The 18,987-nt window shown below is 39.0% G+C and carries 15 protein-coding genes and 2 pseudogenes; 7 read left to right on the top strand and 10 right to left on the bottom strand.

From position 1 onward, the window contains the following. Window positions 1-104: 104 nt before the first annotated feature. Window positions 105-401, bottom strand: a complete 297-nt coding sequence (yhbY, locus tag ABVT42_RS17190; protein WP_353895838.1) for a ribosome assembly RNA-binding protein YhbY — start codon at window positions 399-401, stop codon at window positions 105-107. A gap of 176 nt (window positions 402-577) precedes the next feature. On the opposite strand from yhbY, the gene rlmE reads away from it, so the two are divergent. The 5 genes from rlmE (at window position 578) to ABVT42_RS17165 (ending at window position 6,358) form a co-directional block, all read left to right on the top strand. Further along, the gene (gene rlmE, locus ABVT42_RS17185) at window positions 578-1,198 is read left to right on the top strand and encodes a 23S rRNA (uridine(2552)-2'-O)-methyltransferase RlmE (RefSeq protein ID WP_353895837.1); all 621 of its coding nucleotides are present in this window, start codon (window positions 578-580) and stop codon (window positions 1,196-1,198) included. A 238-nt stretch (window positions 1,199-1,436) separates the two neighbouring features. Then, window positions 1,437-3,350: an ATP-dependent zinc metalloprotease FtsH gene (ftsH, locus tag ABVT42_RS17180; RefSeq protein ID WP_353895836.1), complete on the top strand. Its 1,914-nt coding sequence runs from the start codon at window positions 1,437-1,439 to the stop codon at window positions 3,348-3,350. A gap of 71 nt (window positions 3,351-3,421) precedes the next feature. After that, on the top strand, window positions 3,422-4,057 hold the full coding sequence (gene pdxH, locus ABVT42_RS17175; protein WP_353895835.1) for a pyridoxamine 5'-phosphate oxidase: 636 nt from the start codon (window positions 3,422-3,424) through the stop codon (window positions 4,055-4,057). Between the two features lie 316 nt (window positions 4,058-4,373). Then, window positions 4,374-5,045 carry a TIGR00153 family protein gene (locus ABVT42_RS17170; protein WP_353895834.1) on the top strand — a complete coding sequence of 224 codons (672 nt, stop codon included), beginning with the start codon at window positions 4,374-4,376 and terminating at the stop codon, window positions 5,043-5,045. A gap of 41 nt (window positions 5,046-5,086) precedes the next feature. Continuing rightward, window positions 5,087-6,358: an inorganic phosphate transporter gene (locus tag ABVT42_RS17165; RefSeq protein WP_353895833.1), complete on the top strand. Its 1,272-nt coding sequence runs from the start codon at window positions 5,087-5,089 to the stop codon at window positions 6,356-6,358. 71 nt (window positions 6,359-6,429) lie between these two features. Here the strand turns inward: ABVT42_RS17165 and ABVT42_RS17160 are convergent. From ABVT42_RS17160 to ABVT42_RS17120, 9 genes and pseudogenes are all read right to left on the bottom strand, one after another. After that, window positions 6,430-7,137, bottom strand: a pseudogene (locus tag ABVT42_RS17160) (M12 family metallopeptidase); the annotation flags it as partial. A 15-nt stretch (window positions 7,138-7,152) separates the two neighbouring features. Further along, window positions 7,153-7,607: pseudogene (locus ABVT42_RS17155) on the bottom strand (IS630 family transposase). Between the two features lie 67 nt (window positions 7,608-7,674). Then, a complete protein-coding gene (locus tag ABVT42_RS17150; RefSeq protein WP_353895832.1) occupies window positions 7,675-7,992 on the bottom strand; it encodes an IS630 transposase-related protein in 318 nt (105 codons plus the stop codon). Window positions 7,993-8,016: 24 nt separating this feature from the next. Continuing rightward, window positions 8,017-8,373 carry a ligand-binding sensor domain-containing protein gene (locus ABVT42_RS17145; RefSeq protein ID WP_353895902.1) on the bottom strand — a complete coding sequence of 119 codons (357 nt, stop codon included), beginning with the start codon at window positions 8,371-8,373 and terminating at the stop codon, window positions 8,017-8,019. A 408-nt stretch (window positions 8,374-8,781) separates the two neighbouring features. Continuing rightward, window positions 8,782-10,107 carry an ATP-dependent protease ATPase subunit HslU gene (hslU, locus tag ABVT42_RS17140; protein WP_353895831.1) on the bottom strand — a complete coding sequence of 442 codons (1,326 nt, stop codon included), beginning with the start codon at window positions 10,105-10,107 and terminating at the stop codon, window positions 8,782-8,784. A 19-nt stretch (window positions 10,108-10,126) separates the two neighbouring features. Continuing rightward, entirely contained in the window at window positions 10,127-10,669 is a 543-nt protein-coding gene (gene hslV / locus ABVT42_RS17135) for an ATP-dependent protease subunit HslV (RefSeq protein ID WP_353895830.1), read from the bottom strand. Window positions 10,670-10,782: 113 nt separating this feature from the next. Continuing rightward, window positions 10,783-11,385 carry an SPOR domain-containing protein gene (locus ABVT42_RS17130; RefSeq protein WP_353895829.1) on the bottom strand — a complete coding sequence of 201 codons (603 nt, stop codon included), beginning with the start codon at window positions 11,383-11,385 and terminating at the stop codon, window positions 10,783-10,785. 71 nt (window positions 11,386-11,456) lie between these two features. Beyond that, the gene (argS, locus tag ABVT42_RS17125; protein WP_353895828.1) at window positions 11,457-13,142 is read right to left on the bottom strand and encodes an arginine--tRNA ligase; all 1,686 of its coding nucleotides are present in this window, start codon (window positions 13,140-13,142) and stop codon (window positions 11,457-11,459) included. A gap of 131 nt (window positions 13,143-13,273) precedes the next feature. Continuing rightward, the gene (locus ABVT42_RS17120; protein WP_353895827.1) at window positions 13,274-13,513 is read right to left on the bottom strand and encodes a GrxA family glutaredoxin; all 240 of its coding nucleotides are present in this window, start codon (window positions 13,511-13,513) and stop codon (window positions 13,274-13,276) included. Between the two features lie 298 nt (window positions 13,514-13,811). Here ABVT42_RS17120 and ABVT42_RS17115 point away from each other — a divergent pair, with 298 nt between their 5' ends. Together ABVT42_RS17115 and ABVT42_RS17110 are read left to right on the top strand one after the other, a co-directional pair. Next, entirely contained in the window at window positions 13,812-18,374 is a 4,563-nt protein-coding gene (locus tag ABVT42_RS17115) for an EAL domain-containing protein (protein WP_353895826.1), read from the top strand. A 254-nt stretch (window positions 18,375-18,628) separates the two neighbouring features. Then, window positions 18,629-18,987: hypothetical protein (locus ABVT42_RS17110; protein ID WP_367024144.1), on the top strand; the 359-nt coding region annotated here is incomplete at its 3' end.

Here is an 18,987-nt window from a genome sequence, read left to right as displayed (position 1 = left end):
AACCGTTGAACCAATAAGTCCGTTTAAGTCTTATTGGTTCTTTGTTTGGTTGTTATGCTTTGGAATGATTCAAGGGAAAAATTCAATTCTCGAATGATCGCAGGTTATTTAGGCAAGGCTATTTTAGCTTCTTTATTCCGCTTGAACAGGGTAACAATATGGCCAACGCGCTGGATATAGCTTGCGCCAGTTTTTTTGACGATTAAATCTATCATTTCTTGTCGATCTTCGCGCTCTTCAGCCCGGATTTTGACTTTTATCAGCTCGTGAATTTCTAAAGAGTTATTTATTTCATCTATAACCCCCTGCGAAACGCCCTTATCGCCAATAATAACAACTGGTTTCATTGCATGAGCTAACGCTCTAAGATGTCTGATTTGTTTATTACTTAAGTCTGTCATAGTTAAATTCTTGCAAATAGATTGCGCTAAGTTTAACACTTTAATGAAAAATTTGAGACAATATTCCAGTCTGTTCGTACATAAGAGTGAGTCTTAGGGTGAATTGACGGGAATTTATTCATTTTAATGGATAAAATTTAGACGATGTCATCATATTGCAGGTTTAATTATCAATAATGGCAAAAAGTAAAAGCAGTAAAGGCTGGCTAAAAGAGCATTTTGACGATGTTTATGTGAAACGCGCTCAAGATGAGGGGGTTCGTTCACGGGCTGTATATAAATTGCAGGAACTGGACGAAAAAGACAAGCTTCTTAAGCCGGGAATGACACTAGTTGATTTAGGTGCTGCACCAGGCGGCTGGTCGGAATATGCCGCGAAAAAAGTCGGTAGTCAGGGTAAAATAATTGCCACTGATATTTTGCCAATGGACTACTTGCATGGCGTTGAGTTTATTCAAGGTGACTTTAGGGAAGAAGAAGTGTTGGATAAAATATTGGCTGCAATGAATAATCAAAAAGCAGACCTTGTTATTTCAGATATGGCCCCCAATATAAGTGGCGTAGGTGCGATTGATCAGCCTGCCTCTATGTATTTAGTTGAGCTGGCATTAGATCTGGTTTCTCAAATTCTGCAAAAAGGTGGCAATTTTGTTGTTAAAGTCTTTCAGGGAGAAGGATTTGATCAATATAAACAGGCAGTAGTCAGCCAATTTAGGGTTGTTAAGGTGCGTAAACCAAAAGCATCACGCCCAAGATCTCGGGAAGTTTATCTGTTCGGTCAAGATTATCTCGGATAAATATTAAACATTTCGCGAAATATCGCGATACAATTGAGTATAGGCTAAAAGATTTCAATGTCAGTTAAATCAGCCGATAATTGGGATTAAGTGATACAAACGAGTAATACGACGATTCGGCAGTAAAAATGACGTAATGCAAATGGTTCGTATAGCAAATTTGTAGTGAAACAAATAAAAGTGTAGTAACCCGTTTTAACGCGTAATATTAAAATTAGAGGATATTCCTTTGAATGATATGACTAAAAATATCTTACTGTGGTTGGTAATTGGGATTGTATTAGTTTCAGTGTTTAAAAACTTTGAAGCTGCCCAAATGCAATCGGGTGAGGTTGAGTTTTCTCAATTAATTAATGATATCGATAGAGGGCGTATCATATCTGTTACGGTATCGGGTTATAACATTAAAGCGAAAACTTCAACTGGTGAAAGTGTCACGTCAAAAATTCCTGCCGGTTCTCACGAATTACTTGCAAAAAAAGCGCTTGAGAAAAAAATAATCTATACCGGTGAAGAACCAGATGGTGACAGTACCTTATTCACTATTTTTATTTCGTGGTTCCCGATGTTGTTATTAATTGGGGTGTGGATATTTTTCATGCGCCAAATGCAAGGTGGTGGCAAAGGCGGCGCGATGAGCTTTGGTAAAAGCAAAGCTAAACTATTGAGCGAAGATCAAATTAAAACTACTTTTGCTGATGTGGCTGGGTGTGAAGAAGCTAAAGAAGAAGTTTCTGAACTAGTCGACTTTTTACGAGAGCCCAGTAAATTTCAGAAACTAGGTGGTAAGATTCCCCGTGGTGTATTAATGGTTGGACCGCCTGGAACAGGTAAAACACTACTGGCGAAAGCGATTTCTGGCGAAGCAAAAGTACCATTTTTTACTATCTCAGGTTCTGATTTTGTTGAAATGTTTGTTGGTGTTGGGGCGTCACGTGTACGTGATATGTTTGCTGAAGCGAAAAAACAAGCGCCATGTATCATCTTTATTGACGAGATTGACGCAGTAGGCCGTCACCGTGGCGCGGGGCTTGGTGGTGGACACGATGAACGTGAACAGACCTTAAACCAGTTACTGGTTGAAATGGATGGTTTTGATGGGGGGGAAGGTGTCATTGTAATTGCTGCAACTAACCGACCCGATGTGCTGGATCCAGCACTTTTAAGACCAGGTCGATTTGACCGTCAGGTTACTGTTGGCCTGCCTGATATCAAAGGCCGTGAACAAATTTTAAAAGTCCATATGCGCAAAGTTCCTTTGGCTGATGATGTTGATCCAAATGCGATTGCACGTGGTACACCTGGCTTTTCTGGTGCGGATTTAGCCAACTTGGTGAACGAAGCGGCTTTATTTGCAGCAAAAGCAAATTGTCGAACGGTTAATCAAGAATTTTTCGAAAAAGCGAAAGATAAAATATTAATGGGAACCGAACGCCGTTCAATGGTGATGGACGAAGAAGAAAAGCTCAATACGGCATGGCATGAAGCGGGCCATGCAATTGTAGGTCGACTTGTTCCCAGTCATGATCCGGTCTACAAGGTTTCTATTATTCCGCGTGGCCGTGCTCTTGGGGTAACTATGTATTTACCCGAAAAAGACCGACTGAGCCATAGTAAAGAATATTTGGAAAGCAATCTGTCGTCTCTTTACGGTGGCCGTATTGCGGAAGAAATGTTAAATGGTCCTGATAAAGTCACAACGGGGGCATCTAACGATATTCAGCGCGCTACTGATATTGCGCGTAACATGATAACTCAATGGGGTTTTTCGGAAAAACTTGGACCTTTGACATATGCCGAAGATGAAGGTGAGGTATTCTTAGGCCGATCGGTGACTCAAACCAAGCATGTATCAGATGATACCGCCAAGTTAATTGACCAAGAGATAAAGGACTTAATTCATAAAAACTATCAGCGTGCCGAACGTCTGTTAAAAGAAAACCGGGACAAACTTGAAATGATGGCAAATGCACTGATGAAGTATGAAACCATCGATTCTAAGCAGATAGATGACATTATGAATGGTAAAGAGCCCAGACCGCCTGAAGGCTGGAATAACGAAGATGATAACAGTAGTCAATCCAAACCAGGAAAAGTCGAAAAATCTGATGAAAAAACTGGAACTATTGGAGGACCTGCTGCACAGCAGTAAATTAAACTAATTAAAATAATTAATAAGCAGGGCATCAAAGATGCCCTTCTTTGGTTTTGGATAAAGAAAAAATGAAATTAGATGCAGAAAGACGAGAATATTTAAAGGGAGATTTGCGGCGTAAAACGCTCAACGATGATCCGATTGAGCAGTTAAAGCGTTGGCTTGATGAAGCAGGGGAAATGGAACAGATTGACCCGACTGCAATGACTCTGGCAACCGTTGATAGTGAAGGGCAGCCTAGCCAACGAGTCGTATTATTAAAGAAACTTGATCAGGATGGTCTGGTCTTTTTTACTAACTTGAATAGCAACAAAGCTCAAGATATTGCTGTTAATAATAAAGTAAGTGCTAACTTTGCATGGTTGCCACTTGAACGGCAGGTAAAAATAAAAGGCGTAGCTAGCCGGATTTCACACAGCGAAACCCTCAGTTACTTTTTAAGTCGACCAAAAAATAGCCAGTTGGCTGCCTGGGCATCTAATCAAAGTCAGCCAATCAGTTCTCGCCAGTTTTTAATGGCAGCGTTTGATAAAATGAAGCAAAAATTTGCAGAAGGTGAAATTCCCTTACCTGATTTTTGGGGAGGATATCGAATTAAGCCCATTGCATTTGAATTCTGGCAAGGTGGTAGCTCGAGATTGCATGATCGCTTTGAATATACGCCTTCAGAGTTTGGCTGGGACATTAAGCGGCTTGCACCATAAGCGATAGTCTATCCTTTATTCTCTTTCAAATAATGTTAATGGGTGACAGTTAGCACACGTTCACCCCATTTTATTGCCAATAAATACTCAAATAGTCTCCCATATTGTGGCACCAATCAGTCAGCTTAGTTATAAGGTGACTGATTAGCAGGCATTGATATTTTAAAAATTACCCAACTTTGACTATCTTCAGTCTATTTACTGAGGATTAACGGCGGTTAATATTTTAAATGTGACGGAAATATGACAAAATCCCGTTGCTTTCAAACTTGAGGTGAGAACAACTTCATCCTTGACCAAATTAGAGAGATAAACTATGAATCCGATTATAGATCTGTTTGCCAGTTCGCCAATGAAACCCATGCAGACTCATATGCTAAAAGTGCAGGAATGCGTTGGAAAATTGCCCGATTTTTTTGAAGCGGTATTTGCGCAAGACTGGGAACAGGTAGATACATTGCAGCAGTTGATTCGAACCCTTGAAAATGAAGCCGATGAACTGAAAAAGGAATTGCGCTTACATTTACCTAAAGGGCTTTTTATGCCCGTCAGTCGAACTGATTTACTCGCATTGCTATCGTCACAAGATAAGATTGCTAATAAAGCCAAGGATATTGCCGGACTAATTACCGGCCGTAAGATGGCCATTCCTGATGCTATTCGCCAGGAGATGAAAGATTATTTAAGTCGAAGTATTGATGCATCATTGCAAGCCAGTAAAGCCATTCAGCAGCTTGATGAACTGCTGGAAACCGGTTTTAAAGGACGAGAAGTTAAAATTGCTGAAGAAATGGTCTTGCAACTGGATGAAATTGAAAATGATGTTGATTTGTTGCAAATTGACATTCGCCGCAAGTTATTTGCCCTGGAAGAAAATCTCCCCGCCGTAAATGTAATCTTTTTATATCAAGTTATTGACTGGATTGGTGATATTGCCGATCGAGCACAACAAGTTGGTGGTCGCCTAGAGCTGTTGCTCGCTCGTTAGTTTTAAGTTTTACCATTATCCATTAAAAAGAGAGAAATCTAATGGAATTTAATTTATTCACTGAATACAACATGATTTTGATTTCCTTGGCGGGAATTTTTGGCCTGTTAATGGCATTTGGGATCGGCGCTAATGATGTTGCTAATGCGATGGGAACATCGGTTGGCTCAAAGGCGCTAACCATTAAGCAAGCGATTATTATTGCAATGATTTTCGAATTTGCTGGCGCATTTTTAGCTGGTGGCGAAGTAACCTCGACAATACGCAAGGGGATTATCGATGCTTCGGCATTAACTGGAACACCTGAATATTTAGTCTTTGGTATGATGGCCTCACTATTGGCGGCAGGTATCTGGTTGGTTGTTGCAACTTATTTTGGCTGGCCCGTATCAACAACTCACTCAATTGTCGGAGCAATTGTTGGTTTTGCTGCTGTGGGTATCGGTATGGAAATCGTTAAGTGGGGGAAGGTTGGTTCAATTGTTGCTAGTTGGGTCGTTTCTCCGCTCTTGTCTGGGACACTAGCTTTTATGTTATTCACCAGTGTACAACGTTTTATTTTAAATACCGATGACCCTTTGAAAAACGCTAAAAAATATGTTCCTGTGTATATGTTTTTGGCGGGTTTTATGATCGCTTTAGTGACTTTATTTAAAGGTTTAAAGCATGTAGGTATAAAGTTTGAAACTGAGATTAGTTTAATTATTGCGATTGGCTTTGGCGTCGTTGTCATGTTGGTTGGAAAATACTTTATTAATCGCCAAAAAATGCCAGAATCTGATGATAAAGATTTCCATTATGCCAATGTTGAAAAAGTGTTTGCTGTATTAATGATTGTGACCGCTTGTGGGATGGCATTTGCACATGGCTCTAATGATGTTGCTAATGCTATTGGTCCATTGGCCGCAGTTGTTAGCGTGGTCGAAAGTAATGGTGTTATCAGTTCTAAATCCGCTTTACCGATTTGGATTTTATTGGTTGGTGGTATCGGTATTGTGAGTGGACTGGCAATTTATGGGCGTCGAGTGATGGCAACCATCGGTAAAAAAATAACTGAGTTAACGCCTAGTCGTGGATTTGCGGCTGAACTGGCTGCTGCTTCAACAGTTGTCATTGCTTCTGGAACTGGACTACCAATTTCTACAACTCACACGCTAGTGGGTGCTGTACTAGGTGTTGGAATGGCAAGAGGAATTGCGGCATTAAACATGGCTGTTTTGAAAAGTATTGTGGTCTCGTGGGTGGTTACTCTGCCTGCTGGGGCAATTTTATCGATGACCTTCTTCTTTATGTTTAAGGCTATTTTTAGTTAAACCGAAAGTAAAAAAAGCGAATGTGGCTTTTGTTCACATTCGCTTGATTTGACTCTATAAGTTCTTTTGATTTATTTAATAATGTTTAACGTGTAGTTACCTGCGCCACGATACGAACTCACTTCAAAATAATAATAACCGCCAGTTACATTTACCGAAATACTTTCGTTAGAACCATATGAAGTTGACGAAGCTGCGATAACCCAGTTATTTTGAGCACTGTCCCATTTCAATAATTTTAAATCAAAATCTGTATTTGATGGACCGTTTAAACTGGCTTTAATCTGGCCGCCATTAAAATTAAAGAAATTACCATCAGGTTGAATGTGGCTGTCACCATTACCTGACAGGTAACCTGAATAAGTTTTACCATTTCTTGCTGGTGGAGTCGTAGTACCTGAACCGTAAATTGCTGCTGTAGCGCGAATATCACCCTGAGAAAGGGAATACCCACTAGCAAGCACATAAGGATTAACGTTTGGATCTTTAGGCCACATTGTAGCTTCACCATTTTTACTAAATGCAGTTACGCCGTAATGCATAATTGAATAATAGTCATAAGCCCCATGATCCTGACCTTCATTTATTGGTGTTTGATAAAAATTATACTCCATGCCAGGCGTAACATTGTTTAAATAAATCGACAAATAGCTGTCTCTATCTTGACGTTGCTGCTCATGGAAAAATCCCAGCGCATGGCCGAGTTCATGAACCGCAGCGCGATAACTACAGTATTCCGACAGGTTGACTATTTGCATGCCGCCTTGGCGACCAATCCAAGAGCTATAGCCAGATCAAAATAAATTGGCATAATTAAGGTGCTCAACAAATAGCTCCTCGATAGAGCAACGGTATTTCCTTCGAATAGATTTAGCTTGAGCCCACTTCTTTTCAATAGGATTTAAATCAGGACTATAGGGCGGAAGAAACTCAATTTCACAACCTTTCTCTTTAATGGCTTTAAGCATGTCATTCTTTTATGGAAAGTGGCATTATCCATCACAATAACTGATTTCTGGGGGACTTTAGGTAGAAGATCTTGAGTCAGCCAAGCAAAAAACACATCTGAATTAACCGTGCAATCAAATAAGCTTAAAGTCAAAAAGCTTGTACCAATGATTGCCCCAATCGCATTCAGTCTACCTTTGGAATGCCAATCATGTTGACCATAACAACGTTTGCCTTTAGGGGCGTAGCCATGAGTGCGAGGCATTGATTGAGCGAAACCACTTTCATCTAAATATACGATGGTACGTTCATCTTTTTCATACTGGGTTATTCGAGCTAGAAATGACTTTCTTTTCTCTTCATCGGCTTTAGGATGAAACAGTGTTTTTTTTAAAGCTAATTTTCAGTCTTTTCAAAGCATAGTGAATCGCAGGCTGAGTAACACCTAGACGTAATGCTCGCTCCCACTGGTAATCATCGGGAAATAACTCAAGATCATTAAGTAGTATTTCCGTATCAACTTTGGTGGCTGGTTTCTTGCGAGTAGTACAAGGTTCTATTTTGTTAACCCAGCGAAATAAGGTACGAATACCAATACTAAAATGTTCACTGGTTTGTTCAAAAGTGAGCCCGTGCTTTTCTTTATAGGCCAATATTCGTTGGCGAAAATCTAAACTGTATCCCATATAAAATATTATGCCATATTATGTTTATTTGGCAATATCATTTGCGCCTTCTTTTAGTGACCAAACAAAAATATCATCAAAAAATGATTTATCAAACTTTCCTTTTGCATGACGAATAAATTTTTGATGTTTAAAGTCATACTGGTCGAGTCCTGATGAAGTAATAACCCAAAGTCGATCTTTGCTATCAATCAGCAATTTACTGATGTAGTTATGTGAAACTGAAGCGTTGTCATGAGCGTCGTTACGAAATATTTTAAAATGATTGCCATCGAATTGATTAAGCCCATTTTGTGTACCTACCCATATAAAGCCTTGTGCATCTTTAACAATGGCATTTACGGCCAACTGTGATAAACCTTGTTTGGTACCATAAGTAATAAAGTGGTTAAGTGCGAACGAAGTAGGGGGAAGTAAATAGAATAGAGCAGTAAAAGAAAAAGTAACAGCTTAGTTTTAGTGGTATTGGCTAACATTGCTTTCACATTGGAAAAGTACAGTTTTTTTTAATGGATTAATGTTTGCATACACCCTAAGCATTGGAATTGCTAACAACTATCATGAGTTATGGATTAATTATAAGACGGATTTTATCGATTGTAAAAGTGACTATTACGGTTGATTAGTGATTTAGTTTGGATAAGGGCGTATTGTCGTATGGTTAAAGACTAAGCTGAGTTGGCATCTGGTGTAAATTACTCAGGACTGAATAAAAATCCGATACTGAAACAATATCGGATTTTTATAAAACTGGCTAATTAACAACTCATTTTAATCTCAAATCTAAAATTAAAGAATGAAACGTGTTAAATCTTCATCTTGAGAAAGCTCTCCCAATTGTTCATTGACATAGTTTTCATCAATGAGTAACGGTTCTGCCGAGTCTGAAGCGGTAAAAGATATTTCTTCCAATAGTTTTTCCATGACGGTATATAATCTTCTAGCACCGATATTTTCGGTTGTTTCATTAACTTGCCAAGCGACTTCTGCAATCATTTGAATGGCATCATCAGTAAAAGAAATTTCTCGCTCTTCAGTTTTCATCAGCGCAGTGTATTGTTTCGTTAATGCTGCATCGGGCTCGGTTAATATGCGTTTAAAGTCATCAGCCGTTAGTGATTCCAATTCAACCCGGATAGGTAGTCGACCTTGAAGTTCAGGGATTAAATCTGATGGTTTGGCTAAATGAAATGCGCCCGAAGCAATAAATAATATATGGTCAGTTTTAATCATGCCATATTTGGTGGACACGGTGCAGCCTTCAACTAATGGCAATAGGTCTCTTTGTACTCCTTCACGGGAAACTTCACCACCTGATGTGCGATCACTTTTTGCAACTTTATCTATCTCATCGAGAAAGACTATACCGTTATTTTCAACTGATTCAACTGCTTGATTCTTTAAGTCATCTTGATTAATCAGTTTTTCGGATTCTTCTTCGACTAATAGTTTTTGTGCATTTTTAATTTTAATTTTGCGCTTTTTTTTGCGTGATGGCGCAGAATTTTGAAACATATCTTGCAGCTGACTAGTCATTTCTTCCATGCCTGGTGGAGCCATTATCTCGATGCCTACACTCGGACCGGCCATATCAATTTCAATTTCCTGCTCATCGATACTTCCTTCGCGTAGCTTTTTTCTAAATAACTGTCGGGCTGCAGAATCATCTGATTGATTTGATTCTTCGTTAAATCCTCGAGGTGGCGGGAGCAGTGCATCGAGGATTCTTTCTTCAGCCGCTTCTTCAGCGCGTATTTTGACACGATCATATTCTTGCTCGCGCAGCATTTTATAAGCGGCATCAACTAAATCGCGAATGATTGAGTCGACATCTCTTCCAACGTAACCAACTTCGGTAAATTTAGTTGCTTCTATTTTAATAAATGGCGCATTTGCCAGTTTGGCTAAACGTCGCGCTATTTCTGTTTTACCAACGCCGGTTGGTCCAATCATTAAAATATTTTTTGGGGTTATCTCGTTTTTTAGGCTTTCTTCAACCTGCATTCGCCGCCAGCGATTTCTAAGCGCAATTGCAACTGATTTTTTGGCGGAATTTTGGCCGATAATGTGCTTATCGAGTTCGTGTACAATTTCGCGAGGAGTCATTTGAGACATAAGTTAATTTTCCAAAAATTTAATTGCAATCGAGTTCTTCAATGGTGTGATTTTGGTTGGTGTAAACGCAAATATCACCTGCGATTTTCAGTCCGGTTTCAACAATTTCTCGGGCACTTAAATCGGTTTTATCTAGCAAAGCTCTTGCTGCTGATTGCGCAAATGGTCCGCCTGAACCAATTGCCATTAAACTGTCTTCGGGTTCTATAACATCACCATTTCCGGTGATGATGAGTGAGTGCTGTTTGTCGGCAACCACAAGTAGCGCTTCGAGACGACGTAGCATTTTATCAGTTCGCCAGTCTTTTGCCATTTCAACTGCTGCTCGCATCAGCTTACCTTGATGTTTTTCCAGCTTGGCTTCAAATCGTTCAAATAGGGTAAATGCATCGGCTGTGCCGCCTGCAAAACCGGCGATAACCTTTCCTTGATATAAGGTGCGAACTTTGCGTGCATTGCCTTTCATTATGGTGTTACCAAGTGAAACTTGCCCATCGCCTCCAATGACAACTTTGCCATTACGTCGTACGGAGAGTATTGTCGTACCTCGATATTGTTCCAATGATCTGTACTCCGGATAAAATGAATTGGTTAAACTACCGCTGTAATGTGGGTCCTAATGAATTATTTTCAAGTTCTAAATCGAGAAATTTAGCGATTTGCTGTAAAGCCAGATTATTCTGCTTTTAAGTGAGCGCGTATCATGCAATCTTGAATATTGTTATCTTCCAGACGATGGCGAATTTTTTCCGCTGTACGTTTACTGGAGAAAGGGCCAAGCTGCACGCGATACCAGGTTTCTCCCTTACTCTTTACAGGCATCAGCTCTGATTTGTTGCCAGTCATGGCAATTTGGGCTTTAAGTTCTTCGGCGCGTTCTATTTCGCGGAAAGAGCCACATGGCATTGTGTAGAAATACTTTTTATATATTTCAGGTAGTTTGAGATCTTCTTTGGGGATTTTAACCTGTTTCGTCGTAAGATCCCGATGCACATCATAAAATGGCACCTGCTCGTCACTCTTTTTGTTCGTCGTGGTATTGGTTTTAGTTGCAGCAGATGAGCTTTGCGGTGCACTGACCGGTTTTGATGAAGTGTTTGGTGGAGGAGATGTTTTTGGGTAAAACCACTTTAGATAGATTAGTCCACCTGCTAAAGTTAGTGTCAAACCAATCGTCAGCAGCCAACGTATGGGTGATACACTGGCTTTTGCTTGACTGCGGCTGGCCCCTTGCTTTTTTGTGCGAGCCGGTTTCTTTTTAGCGTAGTCTCTAGGCATATGATGGTAATAACAAATTATCGTCTAGGTTTTGGCTTTGCCAAAACCTCATACTAATTAACGGCAGAAAACTACATTTTTTCTGGTGCACTGACGCCAAGCAATGTTAAGCCATTGACTAGTACCTGTTTTACCGCACTAATTAAACACAGGCGAGCGTCACGCTCTGCGGCATCATCAACAATAAATTTACCTGCGTTGTAGTAACTATGAAAATCATTGGCTAATTCTCGCAAATAGTGTGCAATAGTGTGTGCTTCTAATGAACGAGCGGCAAACTTTACCAGTTCAGGATATTTGGATAATCGATCGGTTAATGCTTTTTCATAATCACTGGTTAATTGAGTCAGGTGCTCTAAACCGTTTTGCTGATCAAATTGCAGTCCGGCCTCTTCCAATTTGCGGAATACCGAACAGATTCGTGCATGTGCATATTGAATGTAGTACACCGGGTTGTCATTTGTTTGTGAGGCAGCCAACTCCAGATCGAAAGTCATTTGTGATTCGGCTCGTCTTGCAACTAGGAAGTATCGAGTTGCATCTCGACCTACTTCATCAATAATATCGCGTAAAGTTAAATAGCTACCGGCTCTTTTTGAAATTTTTACTTCGACATTACCGCGCATTACGGTCACCATTTGGTGCAACACAATTTCTGGCCAGTCTTTTGGAATCCCTATATCGAGTGCCTGTAGCCCTGCCTTTACTCGTTGAACGGTGCTGTGGTGATCGGCGCCAAATTCATTAATAACACGGCCAAAGCCCCGCTTCCATTTGTTGACATGGTAAGCGACATCAGGCAGAAAGTATGTGTATCCACCATCAGATTTGCGCATAACTCGGTCTTTGTCATCACCGTAATCGGTGGTTCGTAGCCATAGGGCATCATCTTTTTCATAGGTATGGCCTGATTCGATTAAGTTGGTCACTGTTTTATCGATGTCGCCATTTTCGTACAATGATGATTCAAGAAAGAACACATCAAAATTTACATCAAATGCTTTTAAATCAAGATCTTGCTCACGTCGCAAATAAGCAACGGCAAACTCTCTGATTGCTTGCAAGTCATCGGCATCACCTTTGGCTGCTACATGCTTGTCGGCAGCATCAACTGTTTGTTTTGCCAGGTAATCGGCAGCAACATCTTTGATATAGTCACCTTTATACCAATCTTTGTGCCACTGTTCAGAGTCGGGTGATACATTCTTACAGCGTGCTTGAACCGATAAGGCCAAATTGTTTATCTGTTGTCCGGCATCGTTGTAATAGAACTCTTTTGTTACTTTCCAGCCGTTTGCGGTGAGGACTCTCGCCAAACAGTCACCAACTACAGCGCCTCGCCCGTGCCCAAAATGTAAAGGGCCAGTAGGATTTGCAGAAACAAATTCAACTTGCACAGGTTTTCCCTGTCCATCGTTGTTAGTGCCGTACCGAGCTTGTTGCTGTAATATGCTGTTAATTACCTCCATTGAAGCATCTTGACTAAGAAAAAAGTTGATAAATCCGGGGCCCGCTATTTCCAGCTTTTCAATTTCACCACGCGCTCCAATTAAGCTTGAAATAAGCTCTGCCAGTTCAAGGGGGGATTTTTTTGCGGGTTTTGCCAACATTAATGCAGCATTGGTCGCATAGTCACCATGGGATTTATCTTTGGTATGAGTGACCTGGGGAGTTAGGTTAACAGACTCAGGAATGATTGCCTGTTCTTTGAGTTTGGCTATGACCTCTATGAGCCAAGCTTCAACTACTGCTTTCATTAACAATTAGCCTTTAATATATATTAAATTCAACAAGTTAGAGAATAAAGTTAACTTTAATTCTTTTTTCTGTGTATAAGTTCACTATTATCCTAAAAAAGCAGTAGTTTGGCTATGAAAATTGTGGAATATTAGTTTAGAGTTGCAATGTAAGCCTCTAAATCATCAAATCCACCAATATGAGTTTCGCCGTGGAAAACTTGGGGTACGGTATGTACGGGTTTACCGATGGTTTTGGCCAAATCTTCTTTGCTGATATTTTCTTCCCAAATATCAATGTATTTGTAATCAAAATTTTTGATTTCACATAGTTGTTTGGCACGAGTACAGTAGCCACACCCTGGACGGCCGAAAATTGTAAATCTTTTCATGTTAACTCCAATCTACACAATTCATTTAAAAATAGTTGCTGTGTGATTTTGTTAAAATCACTTTATCACTCAGTTGTACTTATTTTGAGTAATATTGCTTAATTAGTCTAATTCAATCAATCTATGTTTTTCATAGTTTAAAACTTGCTATATAAACCTGACTAGTGAACAAAATCAATAGATATTTGAGATTTTAAGTCTTTATTAACTGACTTGTCAGTAAAGATTGGTTATATTGCACTATGATTTACCACTCGCCTAAATGATCGACGGTTTTAATCACTGACGAACCTGGTTTATGGATAGATTTAATCTCTTAAAATTCGTATTTCTTTTCTTACTAATGACTCTTTCGAGTAGTAATTTTGTCTCTGCTGAGCCCTTGTTTCAGTTTCATACGCTCACTAAAAAAGATGGTTTGGTGTCGATAGTCGTTTTTGACATGATTGAAGATAATCATGGTTTCATCTGGCTGGGTACAGAAGATGGATTACAAAAATATGACGGAAATGAATTGATTACTTATCGATACGATCGACTAGATGAAAATTCGTTGTCGAATAATGGGGTCAGTGCTTTATTAATCGATAAGAATGGCGATCTTTGGGTTGGAACCGAAAATGGTTTGAATGTTTATGATCGTCATCTAGATAATTTCCGTAAAATTGAAGTTTCGGATAAAGGAATTAACTCGAGTAATATTCGCTCGTTATATCAAACTGAGGATGGCCTTATCTGGGTGGGGACGGCTAAGGGATTAAACTCGATTGACCTGAATACACAGACTATCAAATCTTATGCTCACCACAAAGTCAGAACAATTTTTGAAGATGATCATAAGCAGCTTTGGGTTGGAACAATTCGCGGAGGATTATATTTATTCGACCGAAGCAATACTAAATTTATTCCAGTCAATATGCTTGAAGATGCTCGTGAAGGTTCGAGTAATAACTACAAAAATATTAGTATTGTTGATATTTATCAGGATTCCTATGGCAGAATTTTTGTTGCAACTTGGGGAGAAGGTGTCTTTTTACTGGAAAGAGATATTCGACGACTCATTCCCTTTGAAATAAATTTGCCGAGTAAATCGGTGCGAACAATACATCAGGATAAATTGGGGCAACTGTGGTTTGGTACACGCAATGGAATTTTAGTTGTTGAACCAACACAAATGTCTGAAAGATTAATTCTGGCTGATTATCGAAATGACATGTCGCTGATTGAAGATAATATTTCTTCAATCTATCAGGGAAAAGACAAGACAATTTGGGTCGGCACTTATGGTGGTGGGGTTAGTCGTTATTTTCCTGATAGCAAGCGTTTTGAAACTTATGGAATACACCCGGTTGCTAATGAAGGGCTTGAGGATTCAAGTATTGCATCGCTTTATGAAAATAAAGATGGAAATATCTGGTTGGGTAGTGAGTCAGGCAAGTTGTCATTATTTAACACGCGAAGTAAGACTTTTGAATATTTTCCTTTAATGAGTGATGGTAAAAGTATTGATGCAACTATCAGAACTATTTTTCAAGATAGTGATGAAAGTGTTTTACTGGGTACTTTTCAAGGATTGTTGAAATATGATCTCAAATCTAAGCAACTGTCTAAATATGATGATGCTGTCAATCAAGTATTAAATGGTGATCATCCAGTTGTTTTTATTACCGCTGATTTAAATGAAAATATCTGGATTGGTATTGAAGGGAAAGGCGTTTTTGTTTTCCGCCAAACAGAAGGCCAGTTCCAACAGATAGGTGAATTATCGAAAAATATGATTAGCCCACGGGTGATTGTCTTTAGCGACAAAAACTCCGGTTACATAGCAAATAAAGATGAAAGCATTCATAAAATTACTTTTCGTTTAAATCAATCCGATCAATTCAATATTCAATCTGAAGAAATTCCAGGTACTGATAGTTTTCAAACGATTGATTTAGCGGTTGATTGGAGTGGTAAACTATGGGTTGGCACTTGGTCAAAAGGGCTAAAAATTATTGATCATGAGTCTCGCATTGCCACAATAGATGAGTCTAACGGTTTACCAAACAATAGTATTTACTCGGTGATTGCCGACTTCACAACAAAAAATATCTGGATCTCAAGTAATCATGGATTGTCTGCGATTGATGTCAGCGGTAATGATATCACCAGCTTTAATGTTTCTGATGGACTTCAAGGTAATGAGTTTAATTTGCCAGGAATTCAATCTAAAAATGGTTTTTTATATTTTGGCGGGACAAATGGACTCAATCGTTTTTATCCGAGTGTCGAGAAAAAAGCACCCTACATTCGAGATGCCGTCTTTGTTGATTTTTATATTGCCAATACGAAAGTTAAAGTATCTGAAAAAGGAATTTTACCAAGTACATTATCAACACTTGCTGAAGTGCATTTAAAATATGATCAAACACCTTTTTCGATAAAATTTACCAGTCCACAGTTTGTTAGAAATAATGACTTGCTATTTCGCTATCGTTTGAAAGGTTTGAGTGAACAGTGGATTACATCTGATTCATCAAACAAATTGGCAACCTACACAAATATTGATCCTGGTTTTTATGAGTTTGAGTTGCAGGTAGGAAATATTCAACAAAAATGGAATGAGAAAATTAATAAGTTGAATATTGTCATTGAGCCGCCATGGTGGCAAACCAAGGTTGCTTATCTGATTTATACCTTAATTATGCTGTTTATAGTCGGCAGTAGTATTTTCTATTATTATCAAAAACGCAAAAGGGAAAAGCAGATACAGCAGTCGATTCAGGAAAATGAGGAAAGACTCAAACTGAGCTTATGGGGGTCGGGGTATGAGTTTTGGGATTGGAATCTCGAAACGGGTGATATTTCGCGTTCTAATGAGTTTAAAAAAATCCAAATCGATTGTACCAAACTTTCCAGAAACTTATATCAATTAGCCAGTTATATTCATCCTGCTGATTTGGAAAATGTACGTAAGCAGTTACAAGCGCATATTGCCGGAAAAAGTAAACATTTTGAATTATGCTATCGAATCGTTGATGTCGATAAAGGCTGGCGCTGGATTCAAGATCGCGGCAAAGTGGTTGCTGTTGATAAGTCGGGCAATGCGTTGCGGATGTCTGGTACACAGCGTGACATTACTTCTATTAAACGCAAGGATGAACAATTTGAAATGCTTGGTCAAGCGTTCAAAAGTACTTCCGATGGGGTTTGGATTAGAGATAGCGATTGGCGCTTAATTGAGTGTAATCCTGCGTTTGAAAAAATCAGTGGCTTTCCTTTGCGTGAAAAGAAAGGGGAAGTACTTTGGTTTCCTGAAACACAGGAACAATCACGAAATATTATTCAGCGCATTCGTACCAGTGCAGAAGAGCATGGTAGCTGGCAAGGAGAAGTGTGGGCTGAGAGAAAAAATGATGAACCTTTCCCGCAAAAGTTAAGTATTGACACATTGCATGATGAAAATGGCAATGTACGCTATTATGTTGGTGTATTTTCCGATATTACTTTCCGCAAGCGAGCAGAAGAAGAGTTTCGTAAACTGGCTAATTATGATTCGCTTACTGGTTTACCTAACAGAGCATGTTTGAATGATCGCTTGAATTTAATTATTGAAAAAACTAAACGTGACAATGGGCGTTTTGCCTTGCTACTAGTAGACATTGATAATTTCAAACGAATTAATGATTCGCTAGGCCATAAAGTTGGCGACATTTTGTTGAAGCAAGTTGGTGCTCGGTTAGTCAGTTGCAATAAAGATGGTGATACCGTTGCGCGTGTCGGTGGCGATGAATTTATTATTGTCATTGAAGAAGTTAAATCTTCGGCATTGGTTGCAACATTTGTTGAACTGCTACTTAACGAATTGAATCAACCTATTTTTGTTAAAGGCCAACAATTAAAACTAAGTTATTCAATTGGTATCACGCTGGCACCTGATGATGCCATTATTGGCGATCGTCTGATCAGAAATGCTGACACCGCAATGAATGAAGCGAAAAAGCTGGTTAATAATTCTTATAGCTTTTACTCAATTGAATTTAATGAGCGTGCGCGTAAACGTTTAGAACTGGAAAATGCGTTGCGTAAAGCTATTGATGATGAAACTATCGAACTTTATTATCAGCCAAAAGTTGATTTAAATAGTGGATTGGTTGACGGCATCGAAGCATTGGCGCGATGGACGCATAAAGAACTGGGGGTCATTAGTCCTGCTGAATTTATTCCTTTAGCAGAAGAAACTGGGCTAATTGTTCCCTTAGGTCATAGTATTTTGCGTCAAGCTGCACAACAAACTAAAAAGTGGGTTGATGCCGGTGTTATGCGTGGTCGCACAAGTGTTAACTTATCGGCTAATCAATTTTGGAATAGAAATTTGGCAGATGAAATCACGCAGATATTAAAAGAAGAAGGACTTGAAAATAAATATATTGAATTAGAAATAACAGAAAGTGCTTGTATGCAAGATACTGAAGAAACAAAAGCACAGATTAAAATTTTAAAAGACTTAGGTTTCAGTTTGGCTTTAGATGATTTTGGAACCGGTTATTCTTCATTGGCTCAATTAAAATCGTTACCATTTGATACTTTAAAAGTTGATAAAAGTTTTGTTGATAATATTGAAACTAATGCACAAGACTCAAGAGTTGTTAAAGCAATCATTGATATTGCAAAGTCAATGGAAATGAAAGTTATTATTGAAGGTGTTGAGTCAAAATCTCAGTGTGAGTATTTATGGAAAAATAGAGCCTACTATGTACAAGGCTTTTATTTTAGCCGACCCGTCCGCAGTTCACTTGTGCCTGAAGTCCTAAAACGAAAATGGCATCGTCAAGAATACCTCGGTAATATCGCAGGAAATGTAACCCCACTAGGATAGTGGGTATTTTCCTGTTACCATCATATTTAATCTACTTATTAGTATATTCCTTTTACGAATAAATAATGGTTTTTTAAACTTTCCCTTTTTCTAATATTTGACACTAAATCTTAATTGTTATACGAATCTACCTAGTGAACTTAAGAACAATATAAATGTGTCAAAAAAATATTTAATTGATTTCTTAGCTCATCGATACTAAATAGAAACCAAGGATTTAAAAAATCATACAAACAATGAAAAGGTAAGAGAGCATGTTGACATCAAAAAATCTTTTTTATGTATCATCTTTAGCGGTTGCTATGACTTTGTCTCAATCAAGCATTGGCGCGATTGATAATGGCAAGTTTGAGCAGAAGTACGTAAAAACAGGCAACATTGAAAGTCAAACTATTTTGGGGAATAGTGAATTAACTCAGTATCCGTTGTTTAGTACCAGAAGAATCGATCCGGCATATCAACTGGAAACGCGCCGTATTGATCCTGCGCAGCAATTAGAAACCCGTCGTATTGACCCATCGGTTAAAGTGAGCACACGACGTATTGATCCGAGTTATCAACTGGAAACACGCCGCATTGACCCTGCGCAACAGTTAGAAACTCGTCGTATCGA

The organism is Aliikangiella maris, from assembly GCF_040719265.1.
In the GTDB taxonomy this organism is placed as follows: Bacteria; Pseudomonadota; Gammaproteobacteria; order Enterobacterales; family Kangiellaceae; genus Aliikangiella; species Aliikangiella maris.
The sequence above is the reverse complement of the archived record's forward strand: the minus strand, read 5'-3'. Positions and strand labels throughout refer to the sequence as shown.